Origin of the sequence: Shewanella carassii (assembly GCF_002777975.1) — a bacterium.
GTDB classification, from domain to species: domain Bacteria; phylum Pseudomonadota; class Gammaproteobacteria; order Enterobacterales; family Shewanellaceae; genus Shewanella; species Shewanella carassii.
The window spans coordinates 136,357-149,308 of the sequence record NZ_NGVS01000033.1; the positions used below are offsets into that span (position 1 = coordinate 136,357).

Below are 12,952 nucleotides of genomic sequence, written 5' to 3' on the forward strand. Positions count from 1 at the left end.
ACCGCCTGTGTCTTTTAAATTACACTTGCCTGAAAGGTCGCTTAGGCTTTATTTTTGGGCAACCGTCACACAGAGCAGTCCTGTGCCTTTTGATGCTGAATCATCAAGAGATGAAAGCGGAGCAGGTATGCCCCGGTCTATTGGCCCGAGAAAGGCCTAAGCCGTCAAGCAGAGAACAAGAATTTGAAGTCATTTACCGAATCTGTCGCAATGCTCAAAGGAGCCGAAGGTCGCGCCGCACTTAAGGATATGCGCCGTGGGATTGAGCGAGAAGCCTTGAGAATTGATGCCAGCGGGCACCTGGCTATGGATGGTCATCCCAAAACCCTAGGCTCGGCCCTGACCCACTCGCGGATCACTACCGATTACAGTGAGGCGCTGCTTGAGTTCATCACGCCGGTTACCCACAGCATAGATGAGCTGCTGACCGGTCTCACCGAGACTCATGCTTTTACCCTCAATCAGCTTAAGGGACAACAGCTTTGGCCTGTGAGCATGCCTTGCTATGTGGGCGATGAGAAGGATATTCCCATTGCCCAATATGGCAGTTCCAACTCGGGACGGATGAAGACCCTCTATCGCAAGGGGCTGACCTACAGATACGGCGCCTTGATGCAGATCATCTCAGGAGTGCACTTTAACTTCTCGGTTTCTGACGAGCTTTGGGATCTACTCTATGCCCAGAGCGACAAGTCGGTTTCCCGTTGTGATTTTATCTCGGAACGTTACTTCGGCCTTATCCGTAACTACCGCCGTTTGGTGTGGGTGTTGCCTTATCTGTTTGGCGCTTCGCCGGCGTTGTGCCACTCTTTCATCAAAGAGCAGCAGACAGAGCTGGATTTTGAAAAGATGGGCCGTGGCACCCTGTATCTGCCCTGGGCGACTTCATTGAGAATGAGCGACCTGGGTTACACCAACAAGGAGCAGGAGCGGCTCAGTATCAGCTATAACTCGCTGGCGGATTACCTCAAGGGGATCCGTGCCGCCATCAAGATGCCTTCCGACAACTTTGCCAACATAGGGGTGAAGGTCGATGGTGAATATCGCCAGCTCAACGCCAATGTGTTGCAGATAGAAAATGAGTTTTATGCTCCCATTCGCGCCAAGCGGGTGACCCGTAGCGGTGAAAAACCCTCCGAGGCGCTGGCAAGAGCCGGGGTGGAATATATCGAAGTGCGGGCGCTGGATGTAAACCCCTTCAGTGCCATAGGCATAGAGGCCTCTCAGGTGCGATTCCTGGATCTGTTTCTGCTCTATTGTCTGTTGAGTCCATCGGCGACCACTGACGCTGCAGGTGAACAAGAGATAGCCGCCAACCTCAAGGCCGTGGTGTTGGAAGGGCGTAAGCCCGGCTTGATGCTGAGCCAAAACGGCGAGCCTGTGGCGCGTGAGCAGTGGATGCTGGCACTGTTTGCCGAGCTGCAGCAACTGGCCGAGCTGCTCGATGGAAAGGATGATGACCAGTATCAGCTGGCACTGGCCAAGTGGCATCAAGCCGTTATCGACCCGAATGAGACGCTGTCTGGGCAGGTGATGAAGACCTTGGCGGATAAGGGGCTGGATCACGGCGCCTGGGTGATGGCATTGGCGAAAGAATATCAGCAGCAACTGCTGGATTACCCGTTGAGTGCCGCAACGCTGGCTTCCTTTGAAGCCGAAGCCCAGGCCTCCATCGAGAGTCAATTGCAGATGGAAGCCGCGGATCGTTTGAATTTTGATGATTTTCTGGTTCAGTACTTTGCCAATGAGCCAGCCAAGGAAGCAGTCAGTCAGTGAAGTCTTTGTTGTTAATCTCGGCCGCAGCAGTGTTGTTGTCGGCCTGCGCCAGTGCTCCCGAGCCCGGGCGCGAATGTGGTACGGTTTCAGGTTATCTGGAGCCGGATCGGGAGCAGCAGTTCTACCGCTTGGTGGTCACTCATCTCGATGGCCAACCTGTGATCTCCAAACCCAACTATCAGTTGCCGCCGGGGGAGCACAGCTTTACCGTCTCTGAGCTGATAGATTCACCTGAGCTCAAGGTACGGCTGTCGGCTCGCACGCCCAAGGAACTGAAGTTGCTGGTGGAAGCCGGACAACGTTATCACCTGGCGGCCAAGTTCAATACCGACAGGCGCTATACCGGCAAGGATACCGGTTACTGGGAACCTGTGGTCTGGCAACAGGAAGCACACGAGTGTGAGTTGCCTGAGCCGCAATAGAGCTCACTTTTTCAGAGGCTCAGGTTGCATTTGATGTTTGACTCGGGCGACACTGAGCCCAAGTTCAACCCAAGGCCTGGCCTTTGAAAACTGTGAGATTTTCGTGAAGCAACAGTTGTTATCCAAATTTTTCCCGGTGCTCGCCATTACCGCCTCCCTGTTTTTGGGCGGCTGCGCCACTTCGCCTCCCAAAGATCCCGATAATATCTGCGCCATCTTCAAAGAGCACAGATCTTGGTACAACGCCGCCAAGGATGCCCGCGAAAAATGGGGCGTTCCCGTGCATGTGCCCTTGGCCATGATGTATCAGGAGAGCTCCTTCAAGCATGATGCGGCGCCACCTATGGAGTATTTCTTGTGGATCATTCCCATAGGACGCGCCAGTGATGCTTATGGTTATGCCCAGGCCAAGACCATGACCTGGGATGATTATGTGCGTGAGACCGGTAACAGCTGGGCCAGTCGCAGCGATTTTGATGATGCAATGGATTTTATGGGCTGGTTTATCTATAAGAGCCATAAGATCAATGGTGTGTCCAAGTGGGACGCCCGCAACCAGTATCTCAATTATCACGAAGGCTGGGGCGGTTACAAACGCGGCAGTTACCGCAGCAAGGCTTGGTTGGTAAGGGTGGCCGACAAGGTGGACAATCGCTCCCGCCGTTATGCGGCGCAATATAATCAATGCAAGGAAGATCTGGACGCCTCTTGGCTTTGGCGGCTGTTTTTCGACTAAGCGCAGGCAATAAATCGTGTCAAATACGCGCATAAAAAAATGCCACTCGCTACAGAGCGAGTGGCATTGAATGCGTTTCTAATCTAAATACTAGATCAGGTAAACGTTCAGGCTACAGGCGCCATGGGCACCTACTACCAGTGCTTGCTCGATGTCTGCCGTCTTGGACGGACCGGCGATAAACACCCCAAACTCACCCGAGTCCAGCATGATCTTGTCGGCCGCTTCGTGCATGTTGGCGACAATGGCATCGGCTTCCAATACCAGAAACAGGTTTTCACAGATAAAGGGCGTGATCCTGTGGGACAGAGACTTCTGACTGACCCAGATGGCACCGTTTTCGGCAACACCCACTTGGCCCTTGATCACGGCATAGTCGATATCACGCAGATCATGGCTGTCTTCAGGGACTTCACGGTTACCACTAACCCCTTCCACTTGAGAGATAATCTGCTTGCCTTCGGCAATCAGCGCATCGACCTGTTGTTGCAGCTCGGCAAAACCACCGCGTTTATGCAGCTTGCCGGCAACGGTTCCCAGGTTGGTTTCAAACTGGCCAATCAGGTCGTCCAGTCGAGGGGCCACATCTATGGCGGGCATATCGTGTCCTTCAAGTGCACAGGACTTGAGGGCATCCAAAATAAAAGATTTGCTGGACATCTAATTAGCTCCTGTTTTTCTTGAACCAGGCCTCGAAACTGGAGGCGGGTGCCTTGGGCAGTTCACGGTATTTACCCCAAGCGCCAGAGAATGGCTTGAGCAGGCTGCCGGGCAGTATTCTCAAGCCCAGTCTTGCCATGCTCATGGAGCAGTTCAGCATAGTGGTGCTGGCCATAAACTTGCCGACTAATGGCATATAACCGCCTTTACCATAAGGCAGTTGACCCGACTCGGCCTTGAGGCGACGATGACGGAAGATGATCTTGTCCAATGGCACCTTGGTAGGGCACACGTAGGAGCAAGAGCCGCACAGGGTACAAGCCCAGGCGATGGAGTTGGTGTCATCGTGCTGGGCGCCAACGGCGATGCCGATTGGGCCTGGAATGGTGTAGTTGTAGCTGTAACCACCGCTGCGACGATACACTGGGCAGGTGTTCAGACAGCCACCACAGCGAATACACTTGAGCGACTCGGCCAGGATCTTGTCCTTGAGCATCTCGGTGCGGCCGTTGTCCACAATGATGACGTGCATCTCACCACCGGCCTGAGGACCGCGGTAGAAGCTGGAGTAAGTGGTTACCGGCTGGCCGGTGGCGTTGCGGGCCAGAGTACGCAGGTAAACGGCGGCGCTTTCTACCGATGGTACCAGCTTGTCTATCCCCATGGAGTGCAGCTGCAGCTTAGGCAGGTTACAGCCCATGTCGGCGTTACCTTCGTTGGTACAGACAACCACTGCACCCTTGTCGGCGATGGCCATGTTAACCCCTGTCATGGCCGCATCGGCACTGAGGAATTGCTCTCGCAGATGGGCACGGGCGGCACGGGTCAAATAGGTTGGATCGCTGGCGCCGGCTTCGGTACCTAGTTTTTCATGGAACAGGTCGCCCACTTCCTCTTTCTTGAGGTGAATGGCGGGGACCACGATATGTGAAGGTGGCTGTTTTTTCAGCTGAATGATGCGTTCACCCAAGTCTGTGTCTATGACCTCTATGCCCTTGCTTTCGAGGAAGGGGTTAAGGTGACACTCTTCGGTGAGCATGGATTTGGATTTCACCAGTTTCTTCACCTGGTGGCTGGCCAGAATCTCATGCACGATACGGTTGTGCTCGGCACCATCTTTAGCCCAGTGCACCTGAATCCCGTTCTGGATACAGTTGGCTTCGAACTCTTCTAGATATTTAGCCAGATTAGTCAGAGTGTGCAGCTTAATAGCCGAACCCAGATCCCTCAGCTGTTCCCATTCAGGCAGGCTGCCGGCAGCGCGGTCACGCTTTTCCCGCAGCACCCATAGAGCTTTGGAATGCCAATCGACCCTGGACTCATCGCGGCAGAAGATCTCTGCCTGGTTGGCGTGGACATTCGCCCCTTGTGTCTGTGACATAACTATCTCCCTAAATGGCAGCGTTGAGGATCTGTGCCAGGTGGCGGGTTTCTATCGGCAGTTTTTGACGGCGGACAGTACCATCCAGATGCATCAGACAGGATGGATCGAAGCCAACAATAAAGTCGGCGCCGGTATCTGCGTGAGCGTGAGCCTTGTCTTTGCCCATCTTGGCTGACACCGCGCCTTCATCCACTGCAAAAGTACCACCGAAGCCGCAGCATTCGTCGTAGCGTTCCGGGTAGGTGATCTCAATACCGGGGATACGCTTCAGCAGGGCTTCCATCTTGTTGTAACGTGGGCCCATGTATTCGCTTGGGGTCGCCAGATCCAACATACGGATACCGTGGCAGCTCAGCTGCAGGCTCACCTTGTGCGGGAAGGCTTTAGGGAAGCTCTCGACCGGAGCGACATCATGCAGGAATTCGGTCAACTCATAGAGCTTGGCAATCACGGCCGCGGCTTCAGGGCTGTCATCAAACTCGTGGAAGTTTTCTTTGGCTGCTACCAGGCAGGAAGCAGCTGGACAGACGATAGCGTCACATTCGACACCCTTGAATGCATTGAGCAGCTTCATAGTGGTCTTGCGGGCTTCGTCAAAACAACCCGAGTTGGTCATGGGTTGACCACAGCAGGTTTGGCCTTCAGGTAAAATCACCTGGTGCCCCAGTTTTTCCAGCAGTTCCAAGGTGGCAATGGCCACATCCGGCAGCATCTGGTTGACCAGACAGGGAATAAACAAGGCTATCTTCATTTGGTGTTTCCTAATTGGATGTTGCTTGCGTTAACCGACATTATCTATGTCCGATGTGGTCAGCTTGTTTCTGACTCTTTGTGTAAACACCATCTGACACAGGGTAAATATGTTTGAATATAAGCTTATAACCACACAATAAATAGTGCTAATTCAGTAAATGATTAAAATCTTTTTTGCAAAAATGGAAAAATTGTAACCACTTGATGTTAATTGGTTTTTTGTCATTTAGTTTGTTCGTTAATCCGAACGCATTTCTGTTTACTAACACAGATGAAAAAAGAGGGAGACATAGGCTCCCTCTGACCGTTATCAGCGGCTGCACTCTTCCAGCAGATAGGCCAAGTGGCGGTAGGAAATGCCACTGTGGTGGCTCAGGCCCACTTCACACATACGGTTGGCGTAGTAGCCTTCCTTAAAGTCGGTGGGAATGAGTTTCTTGATGTTACGCAGCGCCGAGGCGTTGATCTCAGGTTTGTAGAGACCTTTCTCACCGGCATAACCACAACAGTCGACACCGGCCGGGCGCAGCACCTTGTCGGAACAGGCATCGGCGATGGCTTGCATCTTGGGTTCCAGCTTCATCTTACGCGCCGAACAACCCAGGTGCAGTGCCACATTGACCTTCTTGGTGAGGGTGAGTTTGGGTAACACCTTGTCGTGCAGGAATTCGACCAGATCCAGCAGCTCAACCTTGGGATTGCCGGAAAGAGCGCGGTAGGTGCAGGACAGGGCATCGACGACTACAGGCAGCTTGCCGCCCTCGGTCATGGCGCTGACCGCCTCGATAAGCTCATCGCGCTTCATATCGGCATTCTTGAAATCCCCTTTGGATTCCCACATCTGGCCACAGCACAGATTGCGGGTATTGTCCGGTGTGATCACGTTATAACCGGCGCGTTCCAGCAAGGTCACGACCACTTCAGGTAGGGTGCGATCATCGGGATCCAGCGGTGTTGGACCAAAGGTGCGGCCACCGCAAGCGGCGAAGTAGACCACGGTTTCTTGGTTGGCCTTGGGAGCCGATGGTTTGGGCAGCTTGCCACCTTTGGGGAAATCCGGGTTCCAGTAAGGCACTTCTTTGGAAATCGCCCGGCCCATGTTCATCAGCCCTGAAGTGATACCCGTACCCGTGAGCTTGTGTATTGTGCCCAACACATCAAAACCTGTGCTAAGCGCTTGGTTGACCGTACCCCAGTGTTTGGCCTGGAAGTCGAGAACCTTCTGCTCTGTGGTGGTGATGTAAGGAGTACGCAGCTTACGAACCAGTTGACCCATGCTGTTGTCTACCGGGCAGGCAATGGTACACAGCTGGCAGGCGGCGCAGGTATCCACCACATCGTATTTGGCGGCGGCGCGCATCTTGTCGGCGGCTTCTTTATCGCCGCTTTGCTCCAGACGTTCGATTTCACGCAAGGTGGCTATCCGTTGTCTTGGGGACAGGTTCAGCGCCGAGGTGGGGCAGGTCTTCTCACAGAAGCCGCACTCGATACACTTATCTACCAGATCGTCCACTACGGGACAGGGTTTGATATTTTTGATGTGTACCTGTTTGTCGTCGTTAAGGATAACCCCTGGGTTCAGCAGGCCTTCGGGATCGAAGATCTGCTTGATGTTCTTCATCAGGGTATAGGCATCGCTGCCCCATTCCATCTCCACAAAAGGTGCTACGGCGCGGCCGGTGCCGTGCTCGGCCTTCATGGAGCCGTCATACTTGTTGATCACCATATCGGCGACCGCTTCCATAAATTGATGGAACTGCTCGATATCGGCCTGGGAAGCAAATTTAGGGGTGATGATAAAGTGGAAGTTACCGGCCAGTGCATGGCCATAGATCACCCCTTCAGGATAGCCGTGCTTATGGAACAGTTCGGTCAGATCGTGGGCAGCACTGGCGAGGTTTTCAACCCGGAACGCCACGTCTTCGATGATCACCGAAGTGCCCTTGGGGCGCTCGCCACCGATAATGGGGAACAGGCCTGAGCGCATCGCCCAGTATTGACCGTATACGGCTGGGTCGCGGCTGAAGCAGATGGGGCGCTCGGTCTCAATATGTGAAAGCTTGGCAATCACATCCTGGGTATAACGCTCCAGAGTCTCATCATCGTTGGCACGGGATTCTATCAGCAAAATCGCAGCGCCTTCCGGCAATTCAGTCAGCCAATCCGGCATACCTTTCTTGCCGGTAACCGCCTTGATGGAGGCCCAGTCCAGCAGTTCGGCTGCGGCCACGCTTTCGCCCTGAATAGGAGGGATTGCCCGGGCAGCATCCTCCATATTGAAGAATACCGCCATGGCAGAGGCCTTGAATTTGGCCTCGTCCACTGTGTGATAGGTGACTTCGTTAACAAACGCCAGGGTACCTTCGGCGCCGACTATGATGTGGTTGATGATATCGAAGGGATCTTCGAAATCCACCAGGGCGTTGAGGCTATACCCTGTGGTATTTTTGATAGCGAATTTTTTGCGAATTCGCGCTGCCAGAGTCTCATTACCGCGGGCCATAGCACCTAAGTCTACCAACGCTTGGAGCAGCTCGGGGTGTGACTGACGGAAGGCTTCTCTGGACTCTTCGCTGCCGGTATCCAGCTCAGTGCCATCGGCCAGCAACAGTTTGACAGACGAAATAGTTTGGTAGCTGTTTTGAGCCGTACCGCAGCACATACCGGAAGCGTTGTTGGAGACGATACCACCCACCATGGCCGAAGCCAGTGTGGCAGGATCCGGACCAATTTTTTTATTCAAGGGTTTGAGGGCGGCGTTGGCATCGGCGCCAATAACTGCAGCCCCCAGGGTGACCTTGTTGTTGTCTTCACTGATCTCCAGGGTGCGGAAACCGTCGAATCCCAGGATAAGCAAGATGCCTTCACCTATGGCCTGACCCGACAGACTGGTACCCGCGGCGCGGAAAGTCACTGGAGCGCCATAACTTCTGGCCACCGCTAGAGTACGTTTTACCTGCTCCAGATCTTCGGCATGTACCACCACTTCGGGCACTATTCGGAAATAGCTGGCATCGGTTGACCAGGCAAAACGGCGTACAGGATCGTCACTGACGGCGGCTTCTCCCACCTGCTTGCGCAGATCGCGGATCACGGCTTCATAGTTGATAGACATAAGACATTTCTCTACACATAGAATTTGGAAATAAAGGCAGCGCCGGCGGCGACTGCCTTATTCAAGGATTATTATTGTTTTAGAACCCGCCCCAGATCACCGCCAGGGTGCCGGCCACTAAGGCATAACCAAGCGCCACAGGCATAGTCTTGCGGATGATTTCAGATTCGCGACCTGCCATACCGACCACAGTTGCTGCCGCGACCACGTTCATTACACACATCATGTTACCGGCGTTGGCACCAATCCCCTGTAGTGCCAGGATAAGTGCATGGTTGGCCCCGATGTTATCGGCCACACTGTACTGCAGGCCGGAGAACATCATGTTGGAGAAGGTGGCCGAACCCGACAGGAATGCACCGAAAATACCGACTATCGGGGAAATCCAGGCCCAAACACTGCCGAGGCTTCCGGCCAGCATATCGGCCAGCGCAACCGGCATGGATTGCAGACCGGCACTGTTAGTGCCTGAGTTGAGGAAGATTTTCACCATAGGCACAGAGGCGCCCAAGGAGATAATGGTTGGCACCATGGATTTGCAGGAAACCGTGACCGATTCCTTAATGGCCTTGGAGTTCATTCTGAACAGGAAGAAGCCCAGAATACACACGGCAACAAAGAAGGCCCCCGGTGCAAAGAAGGTGGCAAATCCGGCTTTGAGCTCGGTGCCCAGCAAGCCGGTCCAGCTGATGTTGAAGCTGTTCAGCCAGACTTTCAGTGGCTGTACCACGCGTGAAAGCACCAAGAGACCGGCCATGATCAGGTAGGGCGTCCAGGCGGCCAACTGAGAGAAACGTGCCTTAGTTTCCACTTGAGCCGTGTCACCCTCTTTGTCGTTTTCGGCAAAGTCATTCCAAGGTGTTTTCGGCAGTAACCAGCCTTTGCGGGCAACCGGGATAACCAGTGCCATGCCGACCAGCGCGCCAATCACTGAAGGGAATTCCGGGCCGGCAAAGAAGTTGATCAGCCAGGCTGGGATGGTAAAGGCCATACCGGCGAACAGGGCGAATTTCCAGATGGCAAAGCCTTCCTTGAAGGACTTGTTGCGGCCGAAGAAGCCTGTCAGTACAGACACCATCACCAAGGGGATCAGCGTACCTGTTATCAGATCTATGGTGATCATATGCATAGCAATGAACTGAGCATAATCACTGAAGTGACCGCCATGTTCGGCAATTTGCGCTGCAGCCATGCTGGTACCGCCTTCGAGCAGCCCCTGCTCCATACCAAAGAGCACCGGCAGACCAATGGCGCCGAAAGACACTGACGTTGAGTCGGCGATCAGCGCAACCACGGCGGCGGCGACCGGCGGAATACCCAAGAGCACCAGCAGTGGAGCACCGATGGCGGCGGGTGTACCAAAACCGGCAGAGCCTTCAATAAAAGAGCCGAACAGCCAACAGATGATAATCACCTGAACCCGGGCGTCTGCGCTGATATTGGTAAATCCGGCGCGAATGGTATCCATGGCTCCCGAGTATTTCAGGGTGTTGAGCAGGAATACCGCACCGAAGATGATGGTCAAAGGGGTAATTGCCGACAGCAAACCTTCAACCACCGAGGCGGCCAGCAGAGTGGTGTCCATCTGCCAGATAAAAACGGCTGCCAGGGCGGTGATCACCATGGAGATAGGCATGGCTCTGGATGCGGGCATTCGGAGCAATACCAGGAACAGCATGACGCTGATCACGGGGGTTAGGCTTGCGAGTAACTGTAGAAATGTCATGGTTGCCTCATCATTTCAAAATTTCATATGTTGCTTGTGCTTATTGTGGTGTTGAGAAAGTGCTGTCGCCTTTCCCATTTTTGTAGTTTTGCGTGCTTATCATGATTAATTTACCCCGAACCAAAATGATCTGGATCATCTTGCTATTTGTATCTCAGTTTAGTTTTTGGTTATGAGAACCGCCCCTGTGTTGTTGCAAAGTTTAATGTGATCAAGATCACTGTTGAATTGATTATTTTCTGGCACTTGAGCGGATGAGGTGGAAAAATAGCCCCCTAGGCCCGGGATTATGGCCTTGTTTTACTCGAAACGGTAATAAAGTGATCCTGTTATTTCATTTATGATTGAAATCTAGGCGTACTATTGAAAATTATAGCGTGATCAATGTCACATCTATTGGCATTTGGTGACTTTTGGATTGTGTCTTATTTAAATTATTTGCATGTAAATCAACTAGATAATTTATTTTAGACCTTTATTTTGTCAGTGACTTGGCTCACTGTTTTTTACGGGGTGGCGTTTTGTGACCTGGGTCACGCGGTGGCTGTTTTACATTTTTCTGAAATCAAATAACAAAAAGCACCTTTCGGGAGAAGGTGCTTGGATTGGTGTGGGTTTGTTATTCGGCAGTAAAAGGCTTTGGGGGGTGAGGTCAGAAAAGTTTACTTCCCCAGCCCAGTTTGTTGCGCAATACGTGAAAGTAGTTGTGTCCCTTCGGATGGATCAGTTTGAGTCGTTCCTGACTGCGTTTCAGCAAGATTTCATCGCCCGGCATCACAGATAAGGTGACATGACCATCACAACTCACTTCCAGGTTTTCGCCGTTTTCCGGTGACACCACCAGTTTGATGGTGCTGGAAGCATCGACCACTATGGGACGACAGGAGAGGGTATGGGGAAACATGGGCACCAAGATCAGCGCTTCTAGGTTGGGGGTCAGTATCGCACCGCCGGCCGACAGTGAATAGGCGGTTGAGCCGGTCGGGGTCGACACTATCATGCCATCGGCACGCTGGCTGTACATGAAATGGTTGTCGATATAGACCTCAAACTCGATCATATGGGCAATCTTGCCAGGGTGCAGCACGGCTTCGTTGACGGCGGTATTGCTGGCCTTCACTTCGCCATGGCGATACACCTCGGCCTCCAGCAGAAATCTGTGTTCAGTATCAAACTCTCCATCCAGTACCTTGGCCAGAGACTCTTCAAAGGCATCCGGAGGCAGATCGGTTAAAAAGCCCAGATTGCCGCGGTTGACGCCGATAACGCCGAGATCGAAGCGTGCCAATACCCGAGCCGCACCCAGCATATTGCCATCACCACCAACGACTATCGCCAGATCGCAATGTTCACCAATTTCAAGTAGATCCACGGCTCGAACATCTTTTCCGAGCTCGGCCGCGACTCGCTCTTCCACCAAGACATCATAACCTTGCATTTTCAGCCAGTGATGCAGGCGCTTGAGGGTCAGGTTGGTCCCCTGATGGTGGGGTTTTCCTATCAGGCCTATAGTATGAAACTCAGTGGACATAGATTTTGGGAACTCTGGGGGTTGAAACGGTCAATTTGATCCCCATAATATGCCCAGAGTATGCAGAAACAAAGCATTTTTAGCTGGAGTAGAAATGAACAAAGAGTCATTTAAAGCAGAGCAGGAACAGGTCGAAGAAGTGGTTGAACAGGTTGAAACCACTGAGGGCGTAGCTGAGGAAGGCGGCATTATCGACGAGCTGACTCAGGCGAATTTCCGTATTGAGGAGCTGGAGCAGGCTTTATCTGACGCGCAGGCGACAGTTCAGGAGCAGAAGGATTCTGTTATCCGAGCCGCTGCTGAAGTTGAAAACATTCGTCGCCGCGCGGCGCAGGATGTAGAGAAGGCGCATAAGTTTGCGCTGGAAAAGTTCAGCAATGAGCTGCTGCCGGTGATCGATAACATGGAGCGTGCTCTGGTGGGTGCCGACAAGGCCGATGAAGCCACCAAGCCTTTGTTTGAAGGGGTTGAACTGACACTGAAGAGCTTCCTATCTGCGGTTGAGAAGTTCGGTGTCAAGCAGCTAGATCCTATGGGTGAAGCCTTTAACCCTGAGCAGCATCAGGCCATTGGCATGCAGCCAAGCGCCGAGTTTCCGGCCAATACTGTAATGCTGGTGATGCAGAAGGGCTATCAGCTCAACGAACGTCTGTTGCGTCCCGCCATGGTAATGGTGTCCAAGGGCGGTGAAGGCATCGATACTCAAGCTTGATTCTTAAGCTTGATATCTAGGCTCTATGTCAGTTTGATATCGCCGCGGAGTTTTTCCCGGCTCGAAAATCAGCCGTAACTCGAGTTACGGCTGATTTTTTATATGTGAGTTATCTCGCCTGGCGGTGACTATATTGG

Annotated in this window: 10 protein-coding genes; 4 read left to right on the forward strand and 6 right to left on the reverse strand. The window is 53.0% G+C overall.

Going from position 1 to position 12,952, the window contains the following annotated elements:
• The first annotated feature begins 210 nt into the window (after positions 1-210).
• The 3 genes from gshA (at position 211) to CBE72_RS16835 (ending at position 2,934) form a co-directional block, all read left to right on the forward strand.
• Positions 211-1,776 carry a glutamate--cysteine ligase gene (gshA, locus tag CBE72_RS16825; RefSeq protein WP_100145202.1) on the forward strand — a complete coding sequence of 522 codons (1,566 nt, stop codon included), beginning with the start codon at positions 211-213 and terminating at the stop codon, positions 1,774-1,776.
• On the forward strand, positions 1,773-2,198 hold the full coding sequence (locus CBE72_RS16830) for a hypothetical protein (RefSeq protein ID WP_100145204.1): 426 nt from the start codon (positions 1,773-1,775) through the stop codon (positions 2,196-2,198). The genes gshA and CBE72_RS16830 overlap by 4 nt, the downstream gene beginning before the upstream one ends.
• A 103-nt stretch (positions 2,199-2,301) precedes the next feature.
• Complete coding sequence (locus CBE72_RS16835) at positions 2,302-2,934, forward strand: transglycosylase SLT domain-containing protein (protein ID WP_373289268.1); 633 nt, start codon at positions 2,302-2,304, stop codon at positions 2,932-2,934.
• Positions 2,935-3,024: 90 nt separating this feature from the next.
• On the opposite strand, the gene CBE72_RS16840 is transcribed toward CBE72_RS16835, so the two are convergent.
• The 6 genes from CBE72_RS16840 to nadK all read right to left on the reverse strand — a co-directional run bounded on the left by CBE72_RS16840 (position 3,025) and on the right by nadK (position 12,103).
• Complete coding sequence (locus tag CBE72_RS16840; RefSeq protein ID WP_100145206.1) at positions 3,025-3,594, reverse strand: LutC/YkgG family protein; 570 nt, start codon at positions 3,592-3,594, stop codon at positions 3,025-3,027.
• A 4-nt stretch (positions 3,595-3,598) separates the two neighbouring features.
• Positions 3,599-4,975, reverse strand: a complete 1,377-nt coding sequence (locus CBE72_RS16845; RefSeq protein ID WP_100145208.1) for a lactate utilization protein B — start codon at positions 4,973-4,975, stop codon at positions 3,599-3,601.
• A 10-nt stretch (positions 4,976-4,985) separates the two neighbouring features.
• Positions 4,986-5,729, reverse strand: coding sequence for a (Fe-S)-binding protein (locus CBE72_RS16850; RefSeq protein ID WP_100145210.1), 744 nt, complete (start codon positions 5,727-5,729; stop codon positions 4,986-4,988).
• A 312-nt stretch (positions 5,730-6,041) separates the two neighbouring features.
• A complete protein-coding gene (locus CBE72_RS16855) occupies positions 6,042-8,846 on the reverse strand; it encodes an FAD-binding and (Fe-S)-binding domain-containing protein (RefSeq protein WP_100145212.1) in 2,805 nt (934 codons plus the stop codon).
• A 79-nt stretch (positions 8,847-8,925) separates the two neighbouring features.
• Positions 8,926-10,572 (reverse strand): L-lactate permease, encoded by a 1,647-nt coding sequence (locus CBE72_RS16860; RefSeq protein ID WP_100145214.1) that lies wholly within the window; start codon positions 10,570-10,572, stop codon positions 8,926-8,928.
• Positions 10,573-11,224: 652 nt separating this feature from the next.
• Complete coding sequence (nadK, locus tag CBE72_RS16865) at positions 11,225-12,103, reverse strand: NAD(+) kinase (protein ID WP_100145216.1); 879 nt, start codon at positions 12,101-12,103, stop codon at positions 11,225-11,227.
• A gap of 94 nt (positions 12,104-12,197) precedes the next feature.
• Here nadK and grpE point away from each other — a divergent pair, with 94 nt between their 5' ends.
• The gene (grpE, locus tag CBE72_RS16870; RefSeq protein WP_100145218.1) at positions 12,198-12,815 is read left to right on the forward strand and encodes a nucleotide exchange factor GrpE; all 618 of its coding nucleotides are present in this window, start codon (positions 12,198-12,200) and stop codon (positions 12,813-12,815) included.
• Positions 12,816-12,952 lie beyond the last annotated feature (137 nt).